The sequence below is a fragment of the Sphingomonas sp. NY01 genome, assembly GCF_038809135.1.
In the GTDB taxonomy this organism is placed as follows: Bacteria; Pseudomonadota; Alphaproteobacteria; order Sphingomonadales; family Sphingomonadaceae; genus Sphingomonas; species Sphingomonas carotinifaciens.
In genome coordinates, this window is record NZ_CP101723.1 from 75,279 (window position 1) to 101,240 (window position 25,962).

The following is a 25,962-nucleotide window of genomic DNA, read 5'->3' on the forward strand; positions in this document are numbered from 1 at the left end:
CACTGTTCCACGCTATATGGAGGCTACCATGGCGACCGTCGCACCAGATCCGCAACTCGATATCCGCGAGCAGCTCGCGCGGATCGACAAGATGCAGGTCGAGATCCAGAAGACGCAGGCGGACCTCGCGAAAACCAAGCTCGAGGTGCGCTTCTTCCCCGGGACCCTGTTCTTTCAGGCGACCTTGGCTGCTGCCGCCCTCCTGACGGCCGGCGCCGCGATCGGCAAGCTCTTCGGCTGATCGCTTGGACCGACGCTGCCGCGTCGGTCCCTGTCTCGATCGCCCTCGCTCCTCCCGGGATAGCCCCGCAAGCACTACCCGAACCCAGCGGACCAGCGAAAACGCGTCGATCAGGCTGCTCCCGCCTCATCCGCGGCCGACCCTTCGCCGGCCAGCCAAAGTCGCATCGCGCACCTCGAGCGCTCACAGATCGACCTTCACCTCAGCGTGTCCCGACGGCTCCGGCGAGGCGCCCAATCGACGGCGACCTTGTGATATTCGGCCTCCCTATCGGCGACGTCCTCGGCTGTGTGGTCCACTCATGCCCAACTCGGGCCAGTCATGGGCGCTGCCGCGCCCGACGCTGGTGGCGAGCTTCACCGCGTGCCGATTCGTCCGGGCAGGCGGATCAGGCGGCCGATCCTGCCGGTCCACGGAGCCTGTTCATGGCGTCCGCTCCGACATCTCGGCTGCTACCAGGCGTCTCATCCGCCGGTTCGTGTCACCTGCGAGCCGGCCCGGCACCGCGCAACCCCTTTGGCAGGGCCGTGTTGCCGCGCTGAAGCGCGGCTGCCCGCACCACCCCTGCAAAAGAGGTTTCCCTCCAGGTCGACCGCGCTCGTCGCCTGCGCGACGATCCCGGCCGCCCCTCCGGTGCGCAGCACCGCGCCAGCTCGCTCATCGGTGACACCGGCGGACGATCCGCCCGACATCACCCGAGGGAGCTATCGCCATGAACAACGTGAACCTGATCGGCCGCCTGACCCGCACCCCCGAACTGCGCGCGGTGAACCCCACCACCAACGTCGCCACGATCTTCGTCGCGACCGACCGCCCCAAGCTGAACAAGGATGGCCACACCTACAAGGGCGAGGACGGCTTCACCGTCAAGGAGACCGAATACCACAAGGTCACCTGCTTCAACGGCCTCGCCAAGGCTGTCGCCAGCAACCGCAAGAAGGGCGACCTGATCGCGATCGAGGGTCGCCTCCACTACACCCGCTGGCAGGACGCCGAGGGCAACGACCGCTACGGCTGCGAGATCATCGCCGACCGCGCCGAGTTCTACTGACCCGCCGGGTTCGGGCGGCGCCTCGCGGCGCCGCCCTTTTCGCGTGCTCACGCCTCAACCGGCGAGCCACCCCCTTCGCACCTGTCCCAAGATTCCGGAGGAAACCCGCGATGCGCGCGCAGCACGACATGTTCGATCCTCAGCCCGACAGTGGCTCCGTTGCCTTGGCCGAGAACCAACCTGACGACGGCCCCGAGCCACCTCGACAGGAGCCGCTTGCTGCACCCTGCGGCTTCCGCGATCGGAGCAACCAGCCCTGCGAACGGCTCGCCACCAAGCCGCTCTCAATCGACGGCGTCCAGCTGGTCTGCCGCGGCATCCCCATGCTGTTCTGCGACCCGGCGTGCTTCCGTGGCTCGTCGCAAGCCGACGACCATCGCGAGAGCGAGCCCGGTGACCCAGCCGGCCCGGGTGACGATCCCAACATGGGGCTCGATCCGGATGATCCGGGCTACGACGACACATGAGGTGACGGCGCGTGGGAGCGCGACGACGGGCAGGATGCCCAATAAGGCGGCAGGGAAGGGGTTGGCGGGGCGTCCCGCCTTGTGGGCGGGACCGGGCTCTCATCGGCCCTGACGGGCCTTACGGAGCCCCCTGAAGGGGTCTCCGCCCTTCGGGTATCGATCCCTTTGCCGACGCCGGGGCGTCCTGCGCGCGAGCGACGGCAGCAGAGCTGCCTAGCGGTGCTGCGGCCTGGCGGCCACAGCACCGCCGCTCGTGCTCGGATCACCCCGGCGCACCCGCCCCAAACCAATATTTTCTCTCTCTGTGATGTGGAAGTTTGGCATGCGGGGTTGGCGGACCGTCAAGGACGAGCGGTGCCCCCAATTTTCACGACCCCCGCCACTCCGCTTCGCTCCATTCTGGGGGCCGAGAAAATCGGCTCCCCCACTCGCGAGCGTTAACCGGGGTCCACGCCCGATGGGCGCGGCTTCCCGGTTAACGTCCCTGACGGCCCTGACCGCCGCATGCCGAGTGAGATTCCTCACCGAGAAGAAGGTGAGATTTTCAACACATGGAGGCTATCATGACCAACACTTTCCGCAGCTTCTCCGACGCCGCCCGCGCGATGAACGAGGTCCGGATGAACGACAGCGTCTTGAACATCGACGCTGAGACGCAGCAGACCTACGACGGCGCCTTCGTGGAGAGCAGCGAGATGGCCAAGCTGACCGTCTTCAACGCCCCCGAGAAGCTGGACATGCCCGACCCGGAGATGGCCGCCGCAGCCGTCGACCTCATGCTGCGGACGGTGTTCGACGTCACGCGCGACACCCGCATGGAAGAGTTCGCCGCCGACATCGCATGGGGCATCGTCAACTCCTTCCACATGGTGACCAAACGCATCGAGGGACGCGAGGACGACGCCGCCCGCAAGCTGAAGGACATGGTGGAAGCGTACGACCCCAGCGAGATCTACGCCGTCGAACTCGAGGACACGCAGCTCCTCTGCCAGACGCTGGAAGGTTGCGCCGAAGCGATGCGGTGCATGCGAGACCACGCCGGGGAGGTGTTCCGCGTGGAGACGGGTCGCCCCTTCAACACGATCCGCGGCAGCCGGGTCTCCTCCAAGCTCACCGCGTCGGTCATCGACGGGAAGGATTACCTCGCCGCCCGCGCCGCCAAGCGCCGGGAAGAGCACGCCCCGACCGGCCCGATTGTCGCCTTCTCGGGTGGACAGGTCTGGCACGACCACGAGCAGCTCTTCGACCGCCTCGACCAGATCAAGCGTCGGATCCCGGCGATGGTCCTGATGACCACCGGCATGAACAAGGGTGCGGACGCCGTCGCAGCCGCGTGGGCGTCGTCGCGGCAGGTCAAGCTAGTGCGCATGATGCTGGAGACGCGGTACGGTCCGAAGGCGGCTTTCCTCCGCAACGACCGCATCGCCAACCAGCGCCCGGTTGAAGCGATCGTCTGCGAAGGCTCGGGCGTCCAGTCCGACTTCGCCCGGAAGATGCGGACCGCCGGCGTGCCGCTCCACGTCTTCCGTCTCGCCGAGCAGGCCCCGATGGCTCCCGCAGCGCGCAACCGTCGCGCCTGACGCACCCGCAGGAGGGGCTCCGGGCAACCGGAGCCTCTCCCCTTTTTTACGTCGCCCTGGGCGGCGCTCAGGGGCATCGAGCCCCCTCGCGCCGCGGGGACTGACCTTGCGATCGAGACTTCACCACGGATGGCCGCACCGGCTCGCTCGCATCGCGGCCGCGCCGTCGCGCGTCGCGCTCGCTACGCCTCGACCGGTGCGGCTTGGGAGGGGTCCCGCCCAGCCTCCCGGAACGGCTCGCTGGCGGGCGTGGCGATGCCGTCGCATCGCCAACGCTACCGCTGCGCATCGCGCCGTGCCGATTGCCCCAGCAGACGTCGCGCCGGCACTGCTCGCTCGCGTCACGGCGACCCCGCCGGGTCGCCAGTTCGCTACGCCTCGCGCGCCGGCAATCGGACCCCTCGTGGCAGACCCGCACCGGCTCGCTCGCATCGCGGCCGCGCCGACGCGCGTCACGCTCGCTACGCCTCGACCGGTGCGGGAGCCGACTTCAAGCGCATTCCGTTAAGACCTGCACGCTAGAGGGCTGTCGTCCACGGCCGACCGGGGGATGACGGCCCGGCCAGCTGGCAAGGGGCACCCGGGATCTGCCGCTGCCACATTGGCGACCGCATCCGCGCTGAAAGGGGCTTCGGGTCGGCCGTGGACACGCACGCCTGCTCCGCCTCCCGGCACGGCTCGCTGGCGGGCGTGGCGATGCCGTCGCATCGCCAACGCTACCGCTGCGCATCGCGCCGTGCCGATCGCCCCAGCGGACGCCGCACTGGCACTGCTCGCTCGCGTCACGGCGACCCCGTCGGGTCGCCAGTTCGCTACGCCTCGCGCGCCGGCGATCCGACCCCTCACAGCAGACCCGCACCGGCTCGCTCGCATCGCGGCCGCGCCGTCGCGCGTCACGCTCGCTACGCCTCAGCCGGTGCGGCTGGGGGCGAGCTTCCACCCGGCCTCCCGGCACGGCTCGCTGGCGGGCGTGGCGATGCCGTCGCATCGCCGACGCTACCGCTGCGCATCGCGCCGTGCCGATCGCTCCAGCGGAGCCCGCGCCGGCACTGCTCGCTCGCGTCACGGCGACCCCGTCGGGTCGCCGGTTCGCTACGCCTCGCGCGCCGGCAATCCGACTCCTCACGGCAGACCCGCACCGGCTCGCTCGCATCGCGGCCGCGCCGTCGCGCGTCACGCTCGCTACGCCTCGGCCGGTGCGGCTCGGGGATGGGTCCCGCCCAGCCTTCCGGCACGGCTTGCTGGCGGGCGTGGCGATGCCGCCGCATCGCCAACGCTACCGCTGCGCATCGCGCCGTGCCGATTACCCCAGCAGACGTCGCGCCGGCACTGCTCGCTCGCGTCACGGCGACCCCGCCGGGTCGCCAGTTCGCTACGCCTCGCGCGCCCCTATCACCGCCAATCAGCGCACGACCTTGCTGCGCCATCATTACGATCAATCCCGGTCCTTTGGACCGACGATCCCGGAGCCGTCCGGGCGACCCTAACGGGTCGAGGGAAGGAGGCTTTGCGCCGGTGATTCCACTCGGGAGGCAAAGCCATGTCGATCACAACCTTACTCAGCGCCGGCGCTCTACGCGACGTGAGGCCCGCGACAGTCACCGCACGCCAGCTCGTCGCATTTCGGGCTTTCGCTCGCGAACGCGGCGAGCTCCTCGACCACGACGACGAAGACCCGCTGGTCGCATGCAGCTTCGAGGCTCGCGTTTGCGCCTGGTCGCTGGCCAGCATCTGCGCGCTATTCGACCACGACGAGGGCGTGATCGCGGTTATCGAGGAGGCGCAGTTTCGTCGTCTCAACGTTCGCTTCGACCGCGACGACGCCACGCGATCGATCTCGCTTCGCGTCGCCAGCACGCCCAATGTAAGCGAACAACAATCACGAGCTGCGCGTGGTCTGGGGATAGCCTCCACCTAGATCATCGCAGGGGGAGGGCGGGACAATCTCGCTCTCCCTTTTTTTTGCCTGCAGGGCTTCAGTTCTCGATCACGAAAAAAAGGGGAGGGCCTTACGGCCTCTCCCCTCTTCTTTTGCCCGGCAGGCTTCAGCCTACCCGAACATCGGTCCTGCTACGCTGCAAGCCGCTTCGCCACCTCAGCGACACCCATCGACTTCACCGCCCCGAGGATAGACCGAATCTGCTCGGCATCACCCTTGAGCAACCCCGATTTTTCGACTTCCTTCAGAAGCTCAGAGCGCTCCCTCTCGGCAAGCTGACGACGCCGCTCTTCCAGCTTCCGTCCTTCTGCCGCCAGCTGCTCGCGTTCCTGCTCGATTGTACGTGCCATTGCCGTCCCTTTTTCTGATCGGTTGACAGCCTCCGACACCCACGATGACAGGCCGCACGACCGGCCGCAAGCGAGAGCTATTCAGCCGGCCTTTGGCCGTCAGGATCGGCACCGATGATCCGAGCTACGCCGGATCATCGGAAAGGCTGCGACGGACCTCGCCTGTGGCGGGTCCGTCGTGGGTCGGGATCGCTTCGCAAGTCCGCCGAAAACACGCCTTGGATCAGTCCGCCTTCGGCGATCGCCCCGCAGGACTCCGTTCGAACATGGAAACGAGTAGCGATGATGCCCTCAACCCCACGACAGTCCCTAGGATTAGCACACCGTACGCGGCGGCCGCAGGTGTAAGTGCCTGAAATTGCTCAATGTCCACAGGGTGAGACGTTTACACAGGGCGAACACATCTTTGAGCGACGCCAAAAACGGCTGAAATCTGCCAAAAACGGCGTGTTCGCGGGTGAGACGCTTTTCTAGTGGAAGGCCTCACAGACTGGTGCTACAAAGTCGGTGCGAAAGCCCCACCATCCACCAAGCGTGGATGGACGATGAACAATCATCATGTGACATTCCGGCTCTCCGGAAGTGATCTCGCTGCCCTGGACAACTTCGCCCGGAAGCGGGGTTGCTCGCGCTCGGAAGCGACCCGTCTGGTCTTTCGTTTCGGGCTGCCGCTCGCTGATGCGAGCCACACCTTCAACGTCAGTCGCGTGCTCCTCATTCTTGAGCAGCTTTCGGCGTCGATGGACCTCATCGTCACTCGCGAACATCCCGACTATGCCGAACGAATAATCGACATCGCCCAGGAGCGCGTGGAGGCCCACCATGCGCAGCGGTGACATCCGCTTTAACGGGCAAGCCGCCGTTGTCGAGCACGCCTCCGCGCGCGGCCGGATCACCCGCAACTCTGGCAACTTCACGCGCGGCTCTCAGCTGCTGTCGAGCCAGTACAAAATGGCCTGGGCGGCCACCCTCGTGCCGGTCTGGATCTGGCTCGGCAGCTTCATCGTCCTGTTCAACATCATGGTCTGGCTCGGCCTCGCCGAACACGAATTTCAACTCGACCTGATGAAGCTCTATTCGGCGGTCTGGACATGGGTCGGAGGCGACCGCTTTCACCTCATCAACCTGACCCTTCCAAACGGCACCGTGACCAAAGTTCCGATCGGCTACGTCCCCTACGAGCCGCACGTCGTCCACGCCTGGCATCAAACGGTCAAGATCTTCCTGAGCACGCTGGTGATGGCGACCGCGGTCGCGGCCCCGTTGATCAGCTGGTTCATCACCTGGGCGAACAAGCGCGGTCGCGACGTACTGACCGAGCGACACAACCGCGGATCGATGCTCGTCGCCCGCGATCTGCTGCTCGACAACGTGCGCCGACACAACCTCGCGCAGTTCCGCAAAGAATGCGCCGAACACGACCCTCCCTACGATCCGAAACTCGTCGCCAAGGCCCCGATCATCGACCGCGTCGACGAAGGCATTCACGTCCCATATTCGATCGCCGGCATCCCCTATCCGTGGCGCCTCGAGCAGAGCCACACGATGCTGATCGGCACGACCGGCACCGGCAAGACGACACAGCTTCGCAGCCACGTTTCGCAGATCCGGGCACGCGGCCATCGCGCCGTCATTTTCGACCTTACTGGCGTGTTCGTGGAGACGTTCTTCGACCCCGAAACCGACGTCATTCTCAACCCGATGGACGAGCGCTGCGCGCCGTGGACACTGTTCGACGAGTGCCGGAACTATGCCGATTTCGTCTCCGCAGCCGCGGCTCTGATCCCGTCCCATCCTGACGACAAAGAGCCGTTCTGGCAGAACGCCGCCCGGATGCTCTTCATCGAGATGTGCCTGAAGCTGCAGGAGGCGGGCGAGGGCAATAACGCCGCGATCGCCCACCACCTGATGACGGCCGATCTCAAGAAGATCCATGCACAGCTGGAGGACACTGTCGCCGCGCCGCTGACAACCGAAAAGGCCGCCCGCATGGCGGAGTCGATCCGGTCGGTCCTGAACGTCAACGGACAGGCCCTACGCTTCATGCCGGACCCGGTTGAAGGCGGCCCTCCGGCGTTCTCGATCCGCGACTGGATCGCGACCGACAATCGCGACGGCTCGATCATGTTTATCACCGGCTCGTACAACGACCTGGAGATGACCCGCGGCCTGTTCACGCTGTGGATCGATCTCGCCGTCAACAACCTGATGCGCCTGCCGAAAACGCGCGACCTGCGGACCTGGTATCTCTTCGACGAGGTCCACGCGCTCCACGCCCTTCCCGGCATCGAGCACGGCCTGCAGTCGGCCCGCAATTTCGGCGGAGCTTTCGTCCTCGGTATTCACTCATTCGACAAGCTCGTCGCGACCTATGGGCTCCAGAACGCGACCGCCTTGACGGGCCTCGCGCGCACCAAGCTGATCCTCGCTACGGCAGACCGTACGACGGCCGAAAAGTGCTCAGAGTTCATCGGTAATCGCGAGGTCCGTCAGGTCGATGAGGCGTACAGCTACGGCTACAACAACACCCGCGACGCCTCGACGCTGACGCCTCGCACGGCGGTGGAGCCGCTAGTGCTGCCCGACGACATCACCGACCTTCCGTCGCTCAACGGGTTCGTCAAATTCCCGGACGGCTTCCCCGCCGCGCGGATCAAGCTGACCTACAAGTCCTATCCCGAGGTCGCACCCGGGTCGTTGCCTCGAAAAGACTTCAAACCCACCCCCTACATTTCGCCGGAAGAGCGGCGGAAACGTGCAGCCCAGAACAATGGCGCGGATGAAGGGGGTGAGGGTGGCCGCGAGCATACGCCCACGCGGCCGGTAGGAGGCGTGGAAGAGCGCGGCGAGATCGAGCCGGAGCAAGAGACGACGGAGCCTCGCAAGGGTCAGAGCGAGGCGGAAAAGGCGGCAGCAGCGATGGAGGTCGTCGGTGCGACCCAGGTCGCTCTCGACCAGATCCCGGGCCGTGCCGCGGCCACCTCGCCGCAAGGCGCCGCACCGGCCCCGTCCAATGGTGAGAAGGAGGCATCGCTTCCGAGGCTGGCGGAGGCCCGTGCAGGGCTGCGCCTCGCGGACCCGGGCATAGCGCGCAATCTCGATCCTAGTCAGCAGACGGCACGTGGCGATGTTGGTCGCTCTACCGGAAACCCGATCCTCGACCGGCTCGACGGCGATCGCCAGGAGGACCAGTCAATGCGCGAACTGCGCGACGGCTTCGCCACCGATCGCAATGGCGACCATCATCATCGTCATCACGGGCACGATCATGCGCCCGAGATCGACGACGACATGGAGATGTAAGCGATGCTCTCGGTCGCTTCCGTCAAGTCCGCTTCCGGCGCAGCGAGCTACTTCGCCAAGGACGATTATTACACCGCCGACCACGCCTCCGAGGCAACGCTGTGGGGCGGCGTCGGAGCGGCCGAGATCGGGCTCAAGGGCGAGGTCACAAAGGAGGCATTCGAGAAGATCCTGAACGGCGAGATGCCGTCGGGGGAAAAGGTCGCGCCGGGCGAGAACCGCCGGCTCGGGGTAGACCTCACGTTCTCGATGCCGAAGTCAGCCAGCATCCTGGCGTATGTCGCAGGCGATACCCGCATTCTCGTGGCTCATATGAACGCCGTCCGGGCGACCATGAGCTGGGCGGAGAAGACCTTCGCCGAGGGTCGGACCTACGACCGGTCGAAGTCGGGTGACGCGGTGCGCACCGGCAACCTGGTCTACGCAATGTTCCAGCACGACACGAGCCGCGCCCTGGACCCCCAGGGGCACATCCACGTCATCGTCGCGAACATGACCAAGATGGCCAATGGTGTCTGGCAGGCGCTGCACAATCAGCAACTCTGGAAGAACAACACGACGATCGGCTCGGCCTATCACGCTAACTTCCGCGCCGAACTGGGGAAAATCGGCTTCGAGACGTCGGTCACGGGCAAGCACGGCATGTTCGAGATCAACGGTGTTCCCAAGAAGGCCATCGACACATTCAGCCAGCGCCGTGCCGACATCCTCGAGACCGCCCAGCGGCTCGGGTTCAAGTCGGCCGAGGCGCTGCGTAAGGTCACGAACAACACCCGCGATCCGAAGCTCAACGTCGAGGATCGTGAGGCTCTCCGGGAGGCGTGGCGCGAGCGCGCAGCCGCGATCGGGTTCGATGGCAAAGCCCTTGTCGAAGAAGCGAAGGCACGGGCCAACGGGTATGCCATCGACGGCAGGCCCGGGACCATGGAGCGTATCCGCGAGACGCTGAACGGCATCCGCGAAACCTTAGGTGACGCATTTCGACCGAATGACCCTCTGATCGCCAGTGGCGTTGAGCGTCTCCGAATATCTCCGGTCGACCTGCGCGCTCAGCACGCTGTCGCCTCCGCCATCCGTATCCACGCTCAACGAGAAGCGGCGTTCTCGATACCCGACGTCGTGAAGACCGCGCTCGATCGCGACCTCAAGGGCGTCACGCCCGAACATGTCGACCGACGCGTCTCGGAGCTCATCCGAGCCGGTCAGCTGATCCCGGGCAAGCAGGACCGGATCGACGGTGTCGTTACCCACGTCACCACACCGGAGGCACTCGCGACCGAGCGCGGCATCCTCGCCGAGATCGAGAGGGGCCGCGGGCAGGGGCGGGTCATCGTCTCGCCAGACACTGTCATCGAGCGGCTGCATGCAGCCCCTGGCGACAAGGTCCTGAATACCGGCCAGATGGCGGCCGCGGTGATGGCGCTCACCTCCACGGACCGCATCGTCGCCGTGCAGGGCGTCTCCGGCGCCGGCAAGTCGACGATGCTCTCCAGCGTCGCGCGCAACGTAGAGCAGGAGGGCGGGAAGATCATCGGCCTGGCGCTGATGAAGGCGACGGCGGACCGTTTCGGCGCGGAAGCCGGCATCGAGAGTCGAACCGTCTCCTCCTTCGTCCACAGCTATGCTGGACATGCGCTGGCGGGGAAGGGCGCCGGCTACGATGGCGCCCGGAACGAGCTGGCCGGCACAACGATCGTTCTCGACGAAGCGTCGATGGTCGGCTCCGACCAGATGAAGCACCTGGTGGGCATCGCCAACGCGCTTGGTGTCGATCGGTTCTTGATGGTGGGCGATCGCCAGCAGATCGCGGCAGTCGACGCCGGCAAGGCGTTCTCCCTCGCGCAGGCAGGCGGCATCACGATGGCGCGCATGGACGAGAACCTACGTCAGCGCACCGAGCAGCTTCGTACCGTCGCCGCGCTGTCCAACCGGGGCGCGGTTCGCGAGGCGATGGCGGTTCTAGGCAACAAGGTCGTTGCCAAGCCGGACCATGCTCGTGCGGCCGCCGACTACTGGCTGAAGCTGCCCCAGGAAGAGCGCGAGAAGGCAGCCGTCCTATCATCGGGACGCGTTGCCCGCGCCAAGATCAACGTCCTCATTCAGGAGGGGCTTTCCGCCGAGGGCACGTTGAAAGGGGAACCCCTGAACGTCGGGGTTCTCGACAAGGTCAACATTACCCGCGAGGAACTCCGGTACCCGCAGGCATACTCGCAGAAGGGCGACGCGGGGGTCGTAATCGACCTCCGCTTTCCCATCCGCGAGCTTGGCTTGCCGCGCGGCACGTTCGACGTGCTCGGCGTCGATGATAAGGGGCGGGTCCAGGTCCAGATCGGCAACAAGGTCAAAACCTTCGACCCGCAGAAGCTCTCGCCGCTCGACAAGACTGACGCGATGCAGCTCGCCCACCGCGAGCAGATCAAGCTCCATGAGGGCGACAAGATCCGTTGGACGCAGAACGACAAAGCGCGCGGTCTCAACAACAATGACATTGCTCGCATCGTTTCGGTCGATCCCTCGGGCATCAAGGTCGAGGCGAGCAACGGCACCATCCACGAGCTGAAGACGGGAGATCCGATGATGGAACGGATCAACCTCGCGTACGCGCTTAATGCCAATGCTGCTCAAGGCATATCGATCGAAAAAGACGTGCTCGCGATGAGCTACAAGGAAATGAACCTCTCTAATCAGCGCCTGTTCAACGTGCTGGTCACCCGTGCGCGTGATGACCTCATTCTGTTCACGGATAATCGCGCGAAGCTCACCGAAGCGATTGAGCGCAACGAAGGCAACAAGACCTCTGGACTCGAGACCATTGGCGAGTTGTCGATCGATCCAGGGCGGGGCTCCATCTCGGATAATGGCGCGTCGCCGGGTGCGACGGGGAGCCAGACTGGCATGGGTTCCTCGGGGTCGTTCAATCCTTCGTTGCCGCCCGAGCTGGATCGTGGCCCCGAGAAACTGGACGGTGAGAAAGCGGGCTCGGTCGCCTCGCCGGCGATAAGCAGCACCACCACCGCTCCTGACTTCAAGAACGATCCCACTCTGTCGGCCGCGTCGCTCCGCATCGGCGTCGAGCCGCCCGCGATCGAGCTGCCCTTCCCCGAAAAAGACATCGGACTGGAGCTATGACCATGCCCACCGCACGCCCAACCCTCGAACAGGTGCTCGCCATCAAGCATTGGCACCCGTGCGACCTCAACACGCACACGCTTGCCGAGTGCAGCCGCCTCGCCAAACACGACCACGCGCTGGAATGGGGCGCTGAGACCCTGGCTATGGCCAGCGTTTTTGCGCTGACCTACGCAGTGCTCGCGCCGCTGGCACGAGCGATGCGCGCCCCCCGTCGAGCGGTGGGTGTGGCCGCATGATGTCAGAACGGCTCGTCCGCGACGATCTCCAATCATCGTCGCCAACGCCTCACCGGCTCCGCACGATGCTGAGTTGGGCCAGCAGGATCATCCATGCACTCCTGCTAATGCTGGGCTTGTCTGGCGCCGTTACGCTCGGGATCGCAGGACTCAAAGAGCTGCAACCGGCCGCGACCGGCACCCCCGTCACGGTGACGGAGTAGGCCGATGGGACCCGGTGATCGCGTCTACATGCGCGCGCAGCCGACGGGGCGCACGGTGCGGCTCGCCGTCGCGCCAGTGAACGCGATCGACGCAGCAACTTCGCCGTCGGCAACCCTGCCGCAGGCGGCGCAGGAGCGCGGCTTCCGGTCTTCCGGTCCATCGCGCCTCCGTCAGCGCCGAAGGCGCCTGTTGGGCCTCCTGTCGGCCCTGACGGGCTTGTTCACTCTCGCCTGGGCTGTCGGCTGCGCGATCGTCGGCGCTTCGCTCCAGACCGAAGGCGGCACCTTCACTACCCCGAAGCACGAAAGGACGTCCCGCCATGGGGATTAGCTACCCGTTTCGCTTCCAGCGTGAACCCGAGCCGGCTCGACCACGGCTAACCATCGCCTCGCCCGACACACTGCCGGCCGACACGCTGCGCGCGGTGCGAATGGGCAACGGCGATCGCATCGTCGTGATCGGTGCCGGCGACGCCTTCACCGCCCTGGCGGACCAGACCCGCGACCTCATGATCGATCCAGCACGGGGCAACTGGGACTTCTTCGCCGATCACCCGAGCGACTACGCCCGTTCGTCCGCGGTCGAGGCGTTCATTCCGATCGACCCAGGTGACCGCGATGCGAGCTGGCATTTTGCGGGACGATACGTGCTCGCACGCGCCATCGAGCACATCGGCAAGCAGCCAGGTGCCATGCTCGCGGGCGTCCGCGACCTCGTCCGCGACCTTCCACCCGACGCGCTCGCCGAGTTCGCCGGGCACGATACGATCTGTGGCCAAGGCGTGCGATGGGCCGAAACGGTGCTCGCCGGCGTGAGAACGCCACTGCACCAGATCGCCAACCACGATCCGCGTATGCCCAAGACCTCGATCGTTCGGTGGCTGGCCGGTCCTGCCTCGACCATCCTCTTCATCCATCGCGATCTCGATCGCGCCGATCACAAGCTGCAGGCCATCGTCGCATCGCTGCGCGACCATGCCATGCTTGGACGGATCAAGGTTGAGAAGGCCTTGGGAACCGCCCGACTCGACGTCGAAGGCGCCCCCCGATGAAGATCGAGGCTCACATCAACGAGCAGGCGCTCGAGCATGTCGATCTCTTTCGAGAGGCAGCGGCGTTGATGCGCGGAGCTGTAGTCGATCTGCAGACATTGACTGGAACGTTGGCCTTCTATGGCGAGAATGGACCGGGCCCGGCGATCACGATTGCCGCGGTAAGGCAAACGCTCGCTGACATCATCAAGGGGCAGGAGGAAGTCGCAGCGGAGTTCGACGAAGCCGCCGACCTTCTTGATGACCAGGTCACGCAGCAGATCGTCGACAGCTGTCATCAGGTCGACGAGCCGTCGCCCACCGTGATTGTTGTGAATCCGCAGCCTGAACCTGGCGCTCTGGAGGGGTTGATCGGGTTGCTGCTTGTCGCAGGCTGGATCGTTGCTCTCGTCCTGGGCACCTACCAGCTAAAGCAATGGCGCGAACGGCTCACTACCCCCTACTCCCACTTCGCGGAGAGCTTCGATGGGGCTCGATGATCGCGCCTACATGCGCGAGCGCTATCGCAAGCGGCATGGCCTGCCGCCCGAGCGTACGACATGGAACGACCGTAAAGCGCGACGCGAGCTCCAATCCAGCCCAATGTGGTTCGACAAGGGAACAGACGGACATCGTCTCCGGAGCGGTCGCTGGAAATCTTCAAGAAAGACGCACGTCCTCGCCGGACTTGCCCTCGGAGGGCTTCTGATAGTGGCGGCTGCCACGCGTCTGAGTGCTCCGTTCTGGCTAGCCGAGCAGTTCACCGCGATCATCCTCAGAAAGAACCACGGCTTCCCCGCGTCCGGTACCGTCAGCGTACCAGCCAACATCGACATGAAGCGCGTGGTCGCGAAGCTGACCGTCCAGGGTGGCCTCGAGAACGCTATCGTCCAGATGATCGATGCGAAGACGGGTCGAAACGCCCTGTCGGTCTATGTGCGTGCGCATGAGCGGGTAACGGTGCCCGCGCCGGTCGGCAGCTTTCACATGCGGCTCGTCCACGGACGCGAGTGGAGCGACGCCAAGACGCTTTTCGGAAAAGGCACGCTGCACGACGAGATCGACGGCGTGATGCGGTTCAGCCGCAAGATCGGCCATGTCCTCGACCTACGGCTTGGGCACGACAGCAACCTCGTCGTGCGACGTATCAACCTTCGGCCGGCGCCGCTCGCATGACGAAGCGGCCCAAGCCCACGCTCGCGGACCAGCAGCGGCCGTCAGAGCAGCACCGTTCACGCGCGCCGTTCCCACCATGTCGCCGGCGCGGTCGCGCGTCGTTGCCTGCGACCCAGGCGACGAGGAGCAGATGAGCAACTGGAGTTTTGAAGAGATGGGCGAGTTCGGGTCGGCATCCGACGCGGACCGCTGGGCGAAGCGGCAAGGCCTCGCCCCACAAGACGTCCGGATCACTCGCAAGGGGGACGGCGTGGAGCTGGAGGTCCGACGCTCGGCCCTCGGCGATAGTGGCACCCGCCACGATGACCGGCGCGACGGGCGTCGCAACGGCTTCTTCTGACAACCAACGAAGGGGTTACGACCGTGAAGACACGACATATCGCATCGATCGTTCTGGCGGGCCTGGCGTTCGCCTCACCTGCGGTCGCCAGCGCGGCGCCGGCCAGCCCGGTGCTGCTTGCAATGGCGAGCTTCGCCGGCGAGAGCGCCGGCAACGACGCCCAACGCCGCGCAGCGGAGAAGACGGCCCACTACCGCGCGCACGCCAATCACAAGGGCAACTGCAAGGACTGCGCTGACTGCGCCGATTGCGCGGATTGCGATGAAGCCGCCAAGAAGGTGAGCGCCAACGAGGAACGGGCAGGCATCTGCGACCCGACCAAGCATGCCAAGGCGGCGAAGGCCGGTGCCTAACCGCGCCGCTCTCGCCATCGTGACGGCCGCGATCGCGGCCGTCACTCCTTCCACCTTGTTGGCGCAGAAGCTGGGGCAAGGCGGCACCGGCGTCGACGAGAAGACCGAGCTGCCGCGATGCGAGGTTCCTCTGGGCGTCGCGGCCTTGGTTGAGGAAAAGGCCGCGAGCCCGGCCGATAACCTCTCACCGCAGCTGCAGGCGCTGATGCGTATGGCCGAGATGCAGAATGGCGGATCCACGGCCCGGGTCGACCCGCTGCCGCTCGTCAAACTCATGATCGCTCGCTCAGGCTGCTTTCGCGTGGCCGATCGAGGGGAGGCCTTCAGCGCGCTCGAGCGCGAGCGCGCGATCGCCGGCGGGGCCGCTGCCGCGCGGCCCGTCACCAAGGCGGATTACCTGCTGCAGGTCAACGTGGTCTATACCGACAGCAAGGCGCGCGAGAGTGGCGGCGGTGTCGGTGGCCTGTTCGGGGGCGCCGTCGGCCTCAAGTCCAAGACAATGGAGAGCCAAGTCCTGCTCACGCTCGTCGACGTCAACACCGGCATTCAGGAAGCGGTCGCCAGTGGCTCGGCACGCAAGAAGGACGTCGGTGCCGTCGGCGGAGGGCTGCTGCTTGGCCTCGGCGTCGGGGCTCTGGGCGGCACCTACGCCTCGACCGACATCGGCAAGATCACCAGCCTTGCGATGGTCGACGCCTTCCGCAAGCTGATGACCGATGCCAAGCCACGGCTCGAAGCGAAGCTGGTCCCGGCGAAACCGCCGGCGCTGGTTCCACCCGCAGCCGCGCCGATCCCGGCGCAGATAGTCCAGCCGCTACCAACGCAGGCTCAGACGGGAACGCCAAAACAATGATCCGAAAGCGATCGACACGATCCGCTGAGCTCGCGCTTGCGGACGAGGTGATGCGCGATCCTGACTACGAGGGGCTACCGGACCGCGTCCGGTCAGCCCTCAAAAAGCATGTGCGCGGTCTCTGGGGCGAGAAGGAGACCGCGTTCATGCTCGATCGCGAGTTCGGGCCGGAGAACGACCGACATGTTCTGATCCACAATCTGCGCCTGCCTGACGGTCAGGGCGGGTTCGCCCAGTTCGATCACATCCTCCTGTCTCGCTTCTCACGAACCGCCGCGATCTTCGAGTCCAAGAACTATGCGGGCAATATCTCGAAGAACGCACATGGCGAGTGGATGGTCTGGTATCGGGGGCAGCACCGGCCTCAGAACATTCCCAATCCGGTCGCTCAGGTGCGGCGCCAACGGGACGTCCTCGCCGCGTGGCTGAAGCGCAAGGGGCACACCAAGGCGTTCGAGCGCATCGGCGTATTCGTATCCGTGCCAGCTACGAACGACATTGACCGGTCCAAGATCGGCGACGAGGACCCGATCTACAAATGCGACAACCTCGTCGCGGGATGGATGCCATTTGGGGGAACGAGCCCCTTGTCGCGTCTTTTCTCGACAGGCGTAACCGGCCCGCAGATGCTGGCGATCGCCGACCAGTTGATCGCTGACCATGTCGAGGAGGAAGACATCTACGTGCGGCTCGGGATCCATCCTGGGCCTGACGGAATGACGGCCGAGCCGGACACCAGTCAAGCTGACGACCCGGCGCCAGAGCCGATCGTCGACGCGCCGGAGGAGCCCGCAGCAGCGCCAGTAATCGCGATCAGCCAACCCGCGACACCGCCACCCGAGCCGGTGATCGCTGATGCGGTGCCCCCCTCGCCAAAACCTCGGAAGGCAGGAGCGCAGATCGAGGTCTGTGCCGGCATCATGGAGCGCACGCTGCCAGACGGTCGCATCGCCTTCCGGGCGGCCAAGGACGATCACATCGGCCGGGAGGCGCTAACCGCACTCTGCAAGGGCAGGGCGGTGTGGAACCCAATGTTCGCGAACTGGGTGTGCCCGCCGGAGATCGCGACCGAGATCCGCGCCGGCGTCCCGAACGCTGTGCAATTGGCGCAGCTGCCATGAACATGATCAGCCTGCCCCGGCCAACCTGCCCGTACTGCGATGCAGCGATGCGACGCTGGCCGCTCGGGCAGGCGGTTCTAGCCTGCGATACCTGCAGACGGCCGATCGTGCGCTACCTGGCTCAGCCTAGCGCACGCATCTTCCGCCTTCGGCCTGTCTATACCGTGATCTACGCTGCCGCGTTTGTTGTGCTGCTGCTCACGCTGGCCTTGATCGCCTTCAACCCCGTCGAGACGCGACACATCATCGCGGCGATCGCGATACCGATCGCCATGTTCGGGGCCTGCGACATCGCGGATGGTTGGCTGTCGTGGCGGACATCGATCGATCGGGGTTGGCGGACGCTACAGCGTGGCAAGTCGGCGCGCGCGATCGGCCTCGCGCGCGGCCTCTTCGGCATCGCCGGCGTGGCCGTCGCGATCATCGGGCTGCTCGCTTACGACGAGATGGCAGGAAGCCCGCACCCGGGGACGCCATCTCCGAAGGTCGCGGCACGGCGGTTGTGATCCCCTTCTGCCTCATCCTTGGCGATAGCACCGGCGTAAGCACCGCGGGGGCACTCGCGCGCGAAGGTATCCGATGCGAGATCCACGCGCACGTCGGCGCGCGCTCGAGCGGTGTGCTGGAGGAATGGCAGGGCCGTATTACCCCCGCCGTTGCCCTTATCGCGTTGGGCTCGAACGATGTCGGAGATCCACGCTTGGAACGCCGGTTGATCGCTCTGCGCGCGAGAACCCGGGCGCCCAGCGTGACGTGGCTCGCACCCTACAACCGCACTGCAGCTCTGATCGTGACGAAAGTGGCGCTTCGCTTCGCGGACAAGGTCATCCCGCTGGCCCAGCTCCGCACACGAGATGGGGTGCATCCAACCAGCTACCGACCAATCTCAGGTCTACTCGGATGGAAACATCTTTCCGGAATCCGGAAAGATGTTTCCGCCGAGACCCGAGGCGGATGGCCGCGAGAGGCGGCCAGCCTCCCTGTCAGACGGGCAGTCGTCCTACAGATGCAATAGCGACGGCTTGGCTGCCCGACGGCGCGGAGAGGCTCAGTCCGCCTTCTCGCTGGTAGTGGCTTTGCGGCGACCACGCTTAGGCGCGGGCTGCTCCGCCTCTGCAGGCGCCGGTGCAGCCGGCGCGTCCTTCGGCTTACGGCCGAGACCGATCTTCTTCGCCATCGATCGGCGCGCCTCGCTGTATTCGGGCGCGACCATCGGGTAATCGGCCTTGAGGCCATATCGCTGACGGTACTGATCCGGGGTTAGGCCATGACCGGACAGATGCCGGCGCAGCGACTTATAAGGCTTGCCATCGATCAGGCTGATGATGGCGTCGGGTCGAGCAAGAGACTTCCTGATGGAAACCGCAGGCGTGAACAACTCGGCCGACTCTGTCGGCTCGCCGGCCGGGCTCTCGAGCGCGGTCACCGCCTCGTGCATCGACTGGAGAAACGCAGGCACCTGGCTCTGATCGGCCCGCGTGTTCGGGTTGGACAGCCAGGCGATCGTCAGCTCGGTCGCGAGCTCGACGACGTTGTTCTGATCCCTCATTCGATCCTCGTCCAATCCAGTTAGGCGGAGCTACCCCGGTAGCGTCGAAGCTCGGTTATACCGATCATCAACGGTGCTTCCAGCGGCAACGGTCTAACGGATGATCAGGTCCGGAACAGTAGACGGCCGATGCGCCAGCTTCGCTAGTAACCGCCAATCCCAGCTGCAAAAATTCCCTTAGTATGCAAGGCTAACAGTATGGCGCCGATACTCGATGCGATAAGACCGCGCTAGCTACATCGACCTCGGTGAGCTGCCCCCTTCTGAGTGGTCCATCGACTATGATTGTCTGGATCAAGGTGAGCCTCACCCCGTCTCTGGTCCGGTCTTTATGAGAAAACCGGCTCTCTTTTCGTCAGGGCAGGCATGCCTGCCCTGACGAAAAAGCGCGCTCCATCGGGGTCTGGTTGCCGAGGGAGCTATGCGGACGGTGCTCGTTGTAATCACGCCGCCACGCCTCACATTTTACCCGTGCGTCGTCCAAGCTCAAGAACCAGTATGCGTTGAGGCATTCGGCCCGCACCCGGCCGTTGAACGCCTCCGCAAACGCGTTGTCGGTCGGCTTTCCAGGCCTGCTGAAGTCCAGCACCACATCATGCTGGTAAGCCCACAGGTCGAGATCCTTCGAGATGAATTCCGGGCCATTATCCAGACGAATACGCTTGGGACGACCGTGTACCACGGCAATGCGCTCGAGCGTCTCGACCACGTCAGAGCCGCGGTAGCTCGTCCGTACGTCGAGCGCTGGTGACACACGGGTGAAGTTGTCGACGATCGAGAGCACCCGGATCTTGCGACCGTCGAACAGCTGGTCCGACAGGAAATCCATCGACCAGCACTCGTTGGGTGCCGTCGCCGGCGTCCGGTCATCGCGCAGCTTCGCCTTCACCTTGCGCTTGGGCGTCTTGTTGCGCAGCTGCAGCCCGAGCTCACGATACAGCCGATGAGTGCGCTTGTGGTTGATCTCCCAGCCCTCCCGTCGGAGCAGCACATGGATGCGTCGGTACCCATAGCGAACACGGGTCGCAGCCAACTCCTTGATCCGCATCTTGAGGCCGGCCTGATCGAGGCGGCGCGACTGATAGCGCTGGGTCGATCGATTGATCGGAAACGCGCTGCAGGCTCGCCGTTCGCTGACCTGGTAGCTCGCCTGCAAATAGCCGACGATCTCCCGGGCTCGACCAGGCCCTACATTTTTCGGCGGATGACGTCCTGCAGCATTTCCCCTTCGACAAGCTCAGGACAGGGTTATCCAGGCTGAGGTTCGCCACCAGCCGCTTCAGCCGGACGTTCTCCTCCTCCAGCACCTTCAGGCGCTTCATCTCCGACGGCATCAGCCCTCCGTATTTGCTGCGCCATCGGTAATAGGTCTGGATCGATATGCCGGCCTTTCGGCATACCTCCTCCACGGTCGTTCCATCCTCGGCCTGCTTCAGGATGAACGCTATCTGCTGCTCGCTGAACCTCGACTTCTTCATCGGCGGATTCCCTCGTCCGGCACCTGCCAAACCTAACCGGGAATTTCTCACAAAGAATGGACCAATCCGAAGGGCTCAGGTCACCACGTGCAATATGGCGAGGCGTGTCTTTCTTGAGCGAAGGCATAGATGACGGTTAAGTAGGACCCATGTCTGCGCAGAGGCATGGGTCCCGCAGATAATAGCTAAGGCTCCAATAATAAAGTCCTGATGATAGCATGGAACATGGAATTGCCTAGCGAGCAACATATAGTACCAGCTACGGTGATGTTGGGTCCGGGAAGCTGGGAAATATGCCTCTCGGAAAGCCGAGCTGAACACGCCCAATAAAAGAGGATACCGAACACCGACCTTCTTGAAAAGCGGCATGATTAGTTAAACACGTCCGCTACATAGCGTACAGCATCGCGCTCGACCTTCTCAGCCCACGCTTCTGCTCGACGCGCCGACACGCCAAGGGCATCACGGTAGATGCAGACGAAGGCGTCGCGCACGGCCGGTGCCATATGTTTGCCATCGCCGCAGACGAACACATTCGCGCCGTCGCGGAAGAGCTGCTCGATCTCGGCGCGGTCGCGCCAGATCGCATCCTGCACATAGGTGATACCGTGGAAGCCGTAGGCGGAGAACGCCATGCGGAGGCTGACCACGCCTTCGGCTTGCCAGGCTTCCAACTGCTCGCGGTGCAGGAAATCGGTCTCCGGGTCGCTTACGCCGAAGAACAGCAGCGCCGGCCCGACATCATCGCCCGCCGCCTTGCGAACGGCCCGTTCTTGGATGAACCCACGGAACGGCGCGATGCCACTGCCGGCGCAGACCATGATGATGGGAACCTGCGGATCGTCCGGCGGGTGGAACCCGGACTGGCTCGGCCGCACGGCCATGCCCAGCGTATCACCTTCCTCGAGGCCCGCGAGGAAGGTCGATGCCACGCCCTGGTGGAGCCGATCCGCGCCCAGCGCGGGCGCTTCCAGCACCGATACCGTCAGCGCGCAGCGCTTCGGATCGGCGAGCGGCGAGGAGGCGATCGAATATTGCCGCGCACGCATCGGCGGCATCGCCGCGATGAAGGCGCCGAGCGGCAGATCGGCCGCACCGAAGCGTTCGAGCAGGTCGAGCAGGGTAACCCGTTTCTCCAGGACCTCGGCGGCGTGTACATCGGGCTGCGCGAGACGCTCGGCTTCCTTGCGTTCGGGCGGGCAGGCGATGGCGGCGGCGAGCGCGGCGACCTGCCCCCGGGTCGCGGGCTGCTGCAGCTCCAGATAGTCGGCGAACAGGGCCTCAGCGGCGAGGGGCCGGTCGACCGGCAGCGCCGAGGGCACACCCGGTGCGCCATGGACGATCAGCTCGGCATTCGGCGTCAGACCGAACCGCGCCAATGCGCGCTTGACGGTCTCGGACGGATTGCTCGGCAGCACCGCCAGATAATCGCCGGCGCGGTAGGTCATGCCCTCGGGCAGCGCGATCTCGATATGCCGCTTGGATCGCGCGCCCGGCCGGCGCATGTCGACCAGCTCGCGGTTGACGCGCACGGTGCCGCGCTTGAGTTCGTCGAGCTTCAGCGCCTGCTCCCGCGCGCCATGCCGCACTTCGACATCGAGCGTCGCCTGTACCGGCGCTTCGATCTCCCGCCCCTCCGCAGTGGCGAGCGCCGGCCACAGGCGGTCGTACCAGGCTTCAAATGCACCGAACAGATCGCCGGCCGCATCGCCTTCGCCGCGATCGAGCAGTGGTTCGGCGCCGGCTCCGGCGAGCGCGGCGTCGACCCGCTTGGGGATCGCCTGCCAGGTGCGCGCCCATTGCCGGTTGCCGCAGCCGAACACCGCATAGCGGCAGCCGATGAGCGCGCCCTCGTCCACTCCTTCGGCCCAGGCAACGAAGCGAGCGGCATTGTCGGGCGGCCGGCCTTCGTAGGAGGCGGTGACGACGATGAGCGGCACATTGTCGGGAAATCCTGACGCATAATCGTCCATGGCCGCGACTGTGGCCGAGTATCCCTGCGCGCCGGCATCGGCGCCGATCCGTTGGGCGAAGGCTTCGCTGGCGCCGGTATTGCTGCCGTAGAGGACCAGCAGCGGGCCGTTGTCGCCTACGCTCGCCGCAGCCTGAGGAGCGGCGAGCGGGCGCGCCGGCGCGGAGGGCACGCGGCTGCGGCGCTGCCCGGCGGGCAGGTCGCGGCGCCGCGCGTGGATGCGAAGGCCCTTGGGCTTGAGCGTCAGCGTCTCGCTCACCACCAGCTTGTAGTCGTCGTCGGCGAGGCTGATGTCGAAACGCTGGAGCATCAGCGCCAGCACCAGCACCGCCTCCTGCATGGCGAAGCCGCGCCCGATGCACGAGCGCTGGCCGTTGCCGAACGGCTTCCAGGCGTTGGGCGGCAGCTTGGCCGCGGTTTCGGGATCGAACCGCTCCGGCCTGAACGCCTCCGGGTCTTCCCACACCGCCGGATCGCGATGCACCACCGGCGTCAGGATCAGCAGCAGGTCGTCGGGCGTGACCGGGTAACGGCCCGCGATCGTCGTCGTCTCGCGGGCGTGGACCGCGAAGGCGGGTGCGGTCGGCCACAGCCGCAGCGTCTCCTGCAGCACCTGTTCCAGATAGGCGAGCCGGCCGACGTCGTCGATCGTCGGTGTGTCGCCGCCCAGAACCTCGTCGACATGCGCCCGCGCCTCGGCGAGCACGTCCGGGTGCGAGAGCATGAGCCATGTCGCGAAGCTCAGCAGGCCGCTGGTCGTCTCATGGCCGGCGACCAGGAAGGTGATCATCTGATAGCCGATATTCTCGGCGCTCAGCGTCTCGCCGGTCTCTGGGTCCCGGGCGGTCAGCATCCGGTCGAGCAGGTCGCCATAATCGCCGATGCGCGGATCGCGGCGGCGCTCCTCGATCAGCCGGTCGGCGACCTCGCGCAGTACCTTCGTGTCCGCCTCGAAGCGGCGGCTGCGCAGCAGGTTGAGCTTGCCCACGCCGGTCGGTAGCCGCGCCCGCCGTCCCGACTCGTCGAGCGCGCCCACCATCGCCGCGACGAACGGATGCATCTCGTTCTGGTAGAAGCTGTTGAACCGGTAGTCGAAGGCGCACAGCGCGATCGTGTCGAGGGTGAGCCGGGTCATGTTGTCGGCGACGTCGATCGTCGCCCCCTCGCCGAACCGCTCCCAGCGGACCATCATCTGTTCGGCAATGTCGAGCATCCGGTCGTACATCGCGCGCAGGCCCAGCGGACCGAATGCGGGCATCAAGAGGCGGTGCGCCTTGCCCCAGTTCGGCTCCTCGTCATAAGCCGTGAACAGGCCGTCGCCTGCCACGGTCCTCGCCTCCTGCAAGGGGCGGTGCAGCGCCTTCCGGAAGCGGGTCTCGTCGCACAGTTCGTCGGTCAGCATCTGGCTGCCGACGATCACCATCGCGTTCCCAAGCGCTTCCATGCGGAACAGCGCGCCCTCGCGCTGCGCCATGCGCATCAGGCTCTGGATGGGCGCTTCGCGATCGATCTCGGCGATGTTGCCGATCAGCGGATAACCCTTGGGCTGGGGGATCGCGGTCGCCATCGTGTCAACGCTTCCGGATCGCGTCGCCAAGATCGACGACCGGCTTGGTCACCGCGCCCTTAATCTTGTTGCCTACGCTTGCATTGGCGGGATCGCCGGCAAAACGCGCAAAGTGCGGGAAGAGCTCCAGCGCGTTGCCGCGATTGATGGCCAGCTTCTCCGGGCGGGAAACATTCTTCAAACCTTCGAGCGACTTTCGCTCCATGCCGACCGCCGGCGCAGGCGCAAATGGAAAGTCGCTGCCGAATAGGATATGGCTGGGATCGACCAGTTCGTTAAGGGCGGCCAGCACCCAGGGCGCGGGCGACAGGGCGGTGTCGAAATAGAAGCCGCGAATGGCGTCGAGCACGCCGCCCGGCACCTTGGCCGCCCACTCGGGCATGTCGTTGGCGAGGCTCAGCCGCCACGCGATATAGGGCAGGAAACCGCCAGCATGCGCCAGGATGAAGCGGATGTTGCGATATTTCTTGAGCGTGCCGTTGAACATCATGTTGGTGGCGGCACGCGTCGTGTCGCACAGGAACTCGACGAAGAAGCCGGGGATCTGAAGACCGAGCTGCTCGCTGGTCGGGTGGATGTTGGGATGGACGAAGACGATGGCCTTGCGCCGGTCGAGCTCGGCCATCAGCTCGTCGAACTGCGGATCGCCCAGGAACTTGCCGTCGGTGCTGCCGAGCAGCACCACGCCTTCGGCATGGAGCGTGTCGAGAGCATAGATGGCTTCGCGCACGGCATCGTCGGTGAAGGGCATCGGCAGCACGGCGAAGCTGCCGAACCGGCCCTGACGCCGGACCTTCAGCTCGGCGGCATAGTCGTTCGACGCGCGCGCGACGTCACGCGCCTCGGCCCGATCTCCGAAAAGCACGCCCGGCGCAGACAGCGACAGGATCGCAGTCTGGATGCCGTTGATGTTCATCACGCTCAGCGACTTCTCCGGCGTCCAGTCCGGCAGCGGAGCGCCGGCGACCTTCTTCAACCCGTGACGCTCGGCCGAGGCCGACCAGGCAGGCGGGATAAGGTGGTGGTGAACGTCAATGCGGTTAGCGCCGCGCCCTTCAGCGGCACGTTTTTCCAGATCATCAGCTGGTTTCGGATCTCTACGCCTACCTACGTTTTGAGCCGGCCGGCCATCGGCCGGTGACCCGGCAAGACCCGCCATACCAATCCCTGCCAACAGATTTCGTCGATCAATCATAGCTCCTCCTTGTGACCATATAGCCTCGAGTATCGCCCCTGGAAACCCGGTGGTTTCCACCTCGGCTTTTGCCGCATTGCAAATTAGAGCAGAATGAATGAATCGCAATTTTCCACTGTCCGACGAATTACTCAACAGCGCACGGGCCGAGTTCCGCAAGTATGGGTTTGCCGAAGCGAACGTGGGACGGATCGCAACCGCTGCTGGTATTTCGAAGAAGACCATCTACAAATATGTGCCGTCGAAAGAGGCGCTGCTTGTGGAAGTGATGCGGTCTGTTGTCAGCGGACCAGCCGCAACGATGGACCTGTCAGACGCTAACACTTCGCCGAGGAAGTGGCTAACGGCGTATCTTACGAGGTTTGCCCAATTAGCCTTTTCTGAAGAGGGCGTAACCTCTTACCGCTTGATGATGAGCGAAGGTACCCGCTTCCCAGAAGTGGCACGCATCTATATAGAAACGATCAAAGCCTTCGGCATCAGGCCGCTGGCCGATCAGCTTTCAAACTACACCTCCACGGGAACGCTCGTGGTAACCGATACGGTGCGATCCGCCACCATGTTGATGGCGATGGTCCTAGCTGACGCGCTGCGTGATGCGGCTCTTGGCATCGCGCCGCCCCCTAAGGGGATGGAGCTGGATGATCTTGTTGCTAGTAGCGTTGACGTCTTTTTTTACGGTGTAGCGGTCAAAGGAACAGGCCATAGGCTGTGAGAGAGCCTTGGCGGGTTTCGGGTACAGAATAACGGCCGCGGCATCGCTCACGCGAACCTGCCAATCACTGGACAGTCGCCCCGTCCGAAATTGAGACTGAACCGTTACAA

General features: G+C 65.1%; 22 protein-coding genes and 1 pseudogene. 18 read left to right on the forward strand and 5 right to left on the reverse strand.

Annotated elements, in window-relative coordinates; genetic code table 11:
• Positions 1–28 precede the first annotated feature (28 nt).
• The 5 genes from NPJ82_RS16275 (at position 29) to NPJ82_RS16295 (ending at position 5,257) form a co-directional block, all read left to right on the forward strand.
• Positions 29–241 (forward strand): hypothetical protein, encoded by a 213-nt coding sequence (locus NPJ82_RS16275; RefSeq protein ID WP_016510755.1) that lies wholly within the window; start codon positions 29–31, stop codon positions 239–241.
• Between the two features lie 712 nt (positions 242–953).
• A complete protein-coding gene (locus NPJ82_RS16280) occupies positions 954–1,292 on the forward strand; it encodes a single-stranded DNA-binding protein (protein WP_342659203.1) in 339 nt (112 codons plus the stop codon).
• A gap of 110 nt (positions 1,293–1,402) precedes the next feature.
• On the forward strand, positions 1,403–1,759 hold the full coding sequence (locus NPJ82_RS16285) for a hypothetical protein (protein WP_342659204.1): 357 nt from the start codon (positions 1,403–1,405) through the stop codon (positions 1,757–1,759).
• A gap of 551 nt (positions 1,760–2,310) precedes the next feature.
• Complete coding sequence (locus tag NPJ82_RS16290) at positions 2,311–3,339, forward strand: SLOG family protein (protein ID WP_342659205.1); 1,029 nt, start codon at positions 2,311–2,313, stop codon at positions 3,337–3,339.
• A 1,540-nt stretch (positions 3,340–4,879) separates the two neighbouring features.
• Positions 4,880–5,257, forward strand: a complete 378-nt coding sequence (locus tag NPJ82_RS16295; protein ID WP_342659206.1) for a hypothetical protein — start codon at positions 4,880–4,882, stop codon at positions 5,255–5,257.
• Positions 5,258–5,409: 152 nt separating this feature from the next.
• Here NPJ82_RS16295 and NPJ82_RS16300 read toward each other — a convergent pair whose 3' ends face one another.
• The gene (locus NPJ82_RS16300) at positions 5,410–5,628 is read right to left on the reverse strand and encodes a hypothetical protein (RefSeq protein WP_016509334.1); all 219 of its coding nucleotides are present in this window, start codon (positions 5,626–5,628) and stop codon (positions 5,410–5,412) included.
• 545 nt (positions 5,629–6,173) lie between these two features.
• Here NPJ82_RS16300 and NPJ82_RS16305 point away from each other — a divergent pair.
• From NPJ82_RS16305 to NPJ82_RS16360, 12 genes are all read left to right on the forward strand, one after another.
• Positions 6,174–6,464 carry a hypothetical protein gene (locus tag NPJ82_RS16305; protein ID WP_035386216.1) on the forward strand — a complete coding sequence of 97 codons (291 nt, stop codon included), beginning with the start codon at positions 6,174–6,176 and terminating at the stop codon, positions 6,462–6,464.
• Positions 6,451–8,931, forward strand: a complete 2,481-nt coding sequence (locus NPJ82_RS16310; RefSeq protein WP_342659207.1) for a type IV secretion system DNA-binding domain-containing protein — start codon at positions 6,451–6,453, stop codon at positions 8,929–8,931. Before NPJ82_RS16305 ends, NPJ82_RS16310 begins: the two co-directional genes overlap by 14 nt.
• A 3-nt stretch (positions 8,932–8,934) precedes the next feature.
• Positions 8,935–12,060, forward strand: coding sequence for a MobF family relaxase (gene mobF, locus NPJ82_RS16315; protein WP_342659208.1), 3,126 nt, complete (start codon positions 8,935–8,937; stop codon positions 12,058–12,060).
• Entirely contained in the window at positions 12,057–12,299 is a 243-nt protein-coding gene (locus tag NPJ82_RS16320; RefSeq protein ID WP_342659209.1) for a hypothetical protein, read from the forward strand. The genes mobF and NPJ82_RS16320 overlap by 4 nt, the downstream gene beginning before the upstream one ends.
• 523 nt (positions 12,300–12,822) lie before the next feature.
• The gene (locus tag NPJ82_RS16325) at positions 12,823–13,554 is read left to right on the forward strand and encodes a type IV secretion system DNA-binding domain-containing protein (protein WP_342659210.1); all 732 of its coding nucleotides are present in this window, start codon (positions 12,823–12,825) and stop codon (positions 13,552–13,554) included.
• On the forward strand, positions 13,551–14,033 hold the full coding sequence (locus NPJ82_RS16330; protein WP_342659211.1) for a hypothetical protein: 483 nt from the start codon (positions 13,551–13,553) through the stop codon (positions 14,031–14,033). The genes NPJ82_RS16325 and NPJ82_RS16330 overlap by 4 nt, the downstream gene beginning before the upstream one ends.
• Positions 14,020–14,709: a hypothetical protein gene (locus NPJ82_RS16335; protein ID WP_342659212.1), complete on the forward strand. Its 690-nt coding sequence runs from the start codon at positions 14,020–14,022 to the stop codon at positions 14,707–14,709. The genes NPJ82_RS16330 and NPJ82_RS16335 overlap by 14 nt, the downstream gene beginning before the upstream one ends.
• Positions 14,710–14,839: 130 nt before the next feature.
• Entirely contained in the window at positions 14,840–15,049 is a 210-nt protein-coding gene (locus NPJ82_RS16340; protein WP_342659213.1) for a hypothetical protein, read from the forward strand.
• A gap of 23 nt (positions 15,050–15,072) precedes the next feature.
• On the forward strand, positions 15,073–15,402 hold the full coding sequence (locus NPJ82_RS16345) for a hypothetical protein (protein WP_342659214.1): 330 nt from the start codon (positions 15,073–15,075) through the stop codon (positions 15,400–15,402).
• Positions 15,395–16,255, forward strand: coding sequence for a CsgG/HfaB family protein (locus tag NPJ82_RS16350; protein WP_342659215.1), 861 nt, complete (start codon positions 15,395–15,397; stop codon positions 16,253–16,255). The genes NPJ82_RS16345 and NPJ82_RS16350 overlap by 8 nt, the downstream gene beginning before the upstream one ends.
• Positions 16,256–16,305: 50 nt before the next feature.
• Positions 16,306–17,376, forward strand: a complete 1,071-nt coding sequence (locus tag NPJ82_RS16355) for an NERD domain-containing protein (RefSeq protein WP_342659216.1) — start codon at positions 16,306–16,308, stop codon at positions 17,374–17,376.
• The gene (locus NPJ82_RS16360; protein WP_342659217.1) at positions 17,373–17,882 is read left to right on the forward strand and encodes a hypothetical protein; all 510 of its coding nucleotides are present in this window, start codon (positions 17,373–17,375) and stop codon (positions 17,880–17,882) included. Before NPJ82_RS16355 ends, NPJ82_RS16360 begins: the two co-directional genes overlap by 4 nt.
• 542 nt (positions 17,883–18,424) lie before the next feature.
• Here the strand turns inward: NPJ82_RS16360 and NPJ82_RS16365 are convergent.
• The 4 genes and pseudogenes from NPJ82_RS16365 to NPJ82_RS16380 form a co-directional block, all read right to left on the reverse strand.
• Entirely contained in the window at positions 18,425–18,925 is a 501-nt protein-coding gene (locus tag NPJ82_RS16365) for a MucR family transcriptional regulator (protein WP_342659218.1), read from the reverse strand.
• A 355-nt stretch (positions 18,926–19,280) separates the two neighbouring features.
• Positions 19,281–20,403 (reverse strand): annotated as a pseudogene (locus NPJ82_RS16370) (IS3 family transposase).
• A gap of 371 nt (positions 20,404–20,774) precedes the next feature.
• The gene (locus NPJ82_RS16375) at positions 20,775–23,942 is read right to left on the reverse strand and encodes a cytochrome P450 (RefSeq protein WP_342659219.1); all 3,168 of its coding nucleotides are present in this window, start codon (positions 23,940–23,942) and stop codon (positions 20,775–20,777) included.
• A 4-nt stretch (positions 23,943–23,946) separates the two neighbouring features.
• The gene (locus NPJ82_RS16380) at positions 23,947–25,137 is read right to left on the reverse strand and encodes an amidohydrolase family protein (RefSeq protein ID WP_342659220.1); all 1,191 of its coding nucleotides are present in this window, start codon (positions 25,135–25,137) and stop codon (positions 23,947–23,949) included.
• Positions 25,138–25,234: 97 nt separating this feature from the next.
• Here NPJ82_RS16380 and NPJ82_RS16385 point away from each other — a divergent pair, with 97 nt between their 5' ends.
• Entirely contained in the window at positions 25,235–25,852 is a 618-nt protein-coding gene (locus NPJ82_RS16385) for a TetR/AcrR family transcriptional regulator (protein WP_342659221.1), read from the forward strand.
• The last annotated feature ends 110 nt before the right edge of the window (positions 25,853–25,962 follow it).

Bases quoted from the DNA above. Each gene is read 5' to 3' on its own strand.
- NPJ82_RS16275 (WP_016510755.1), top strand. From the start codon at position 29: ATGGCGACCGTCGCACCAGATCCGCAACTCGATATCCGCGAGCAGCTC.
- NPJ82_RS16280 (WP_342659203.1), top strand. From the start codon at position 954: ATGAACAACGTGAACCTGATCGGCCGCCTGACCCGCACCCCCGAACTG.
- NPJ82_RS16285 (WP_342659204.1), top strand. From the start codon at position 1,403: ATGCGCGCGCAGCACGACATGTTCGATCCTCAGCCCGACAGTGGCTCC.
- NPJ82_RS16290 (WP_342659205.1), top strand. From the start codon at position 2,311: ATGGAGGCTATCATGACCAACACTTTCCGCAGCTTCTCCGACGCCGCC.
- NPJ82_RS16295 (WP_342659206.1), top strand. From the start codon at position 4,880: ATGTCGATCACAACCTTACTCAGCGCCGGCGCTCTACGCGACGTGAGG.
- NPJ82_RS16300 (WP_016509334.1), bottom strand. From the start codon at position 5,628: ATGGCACGTACAATCGAGCAGGAACGCGAGCAGCTGGCGGCAGAAGGA.
- NPJ82_RS16305 (WP_035386216.1), top strand. From the start codon at position 6,174: ATGAACAATCATCATGTGACATTCCGGCTCTCCGGAAGTGATCTCGCT.
- NPJ82_RS16310 (WP_342659207.1), top strand. From the start codon at position 6,451: ATGCGCAGCGGTGACATCCGCTTTAACGGGCAAGCCGCCGTTGTCGAG.
- mobF (WP_342659208.1), top strand. From the start codon at position 8,935: ATGCTCTCGGTCGCTTCCGTCAAGTCCGCTTCCGGCGCAGCGAGCTAC.
- NPJ82_RS16320 (WP_342659209.1), top strand. From the start codon at position 12,057: ATGACCATGCCCACCGCACGCCCAACCCTCGAACAGGTGCTCGCCATC.
- NPJ82_RS16325 (WP_342659210.1), top strand. From the start codon at position 12,823: ATGGGGATTAGCTACCCGTTTCGCTTCCAGCGTGAACCCGAGCCGGCT.
- NPJ82_RS16330 (WP_342659211.1), top strand. From the start codon at position 13,551: ATGAAGATCGAGGCTCACATCAACGAGCAGGCGCTCGAGCATGTCGAT.
- NPJ82_RS16335 (WP_342659212.1), top strand. From the start codon at position 14,020: ATGGGGCTCGATGATCGCGCCTACATGCGCGAGCGCTATCGCAAGCGG.
- NPJ82_RS16340 (WP_342659213.1), top strand. From the start codon at position 14,840: ATGAGCAACTGGAGTTTTGAAGAGATGGGCGAGTTCGGGTCGGCATCC.
- NPJ82_RS16355 (WP_342659216.1), top strand. From the start codon at position 16,306: ATGCGCGATCCTGACTACGAGGGGCTACCGGACCGCGTCCGGTCAGCC.
- NPJ82_RS16360 (WP_342659217.1), top strand. From the start codon at position 17,373: ATGAACATGATCAGCCTGCCCCGGCCAACCTGCCCGTACTGCGATGCA.
- NPJ82_RS16365 (WP_342659218.1), bottom strand. From the start codon at position 18,925: ATGAGGGATCAGAACAACGTCGTCGAGCTCGCGACCGAGCTGACGATC.
- NPJ82_RS16375 (WP_342659219.1), bottom strand. From the start codon at position 23,942: ATGGCGACCGCGATCCCCCAGCCCAAGGGTTATCCGCTGATCGGCAAC.
- NPJ82_RS16380 (WP_342659220.1), bottom strand. From the start codon at position 25,137: ATGATTGATCGACGAAATCTGTTGGCAGGGATTGGTATGGCGGGTCTT.
- NPJ82_RS16385 (WP_342659221.1), top strand. From the start codon at position 25,235: ATGAATCGCAATTTTCCACTGTCCGACGAATTACTCAACAGCGCACGG.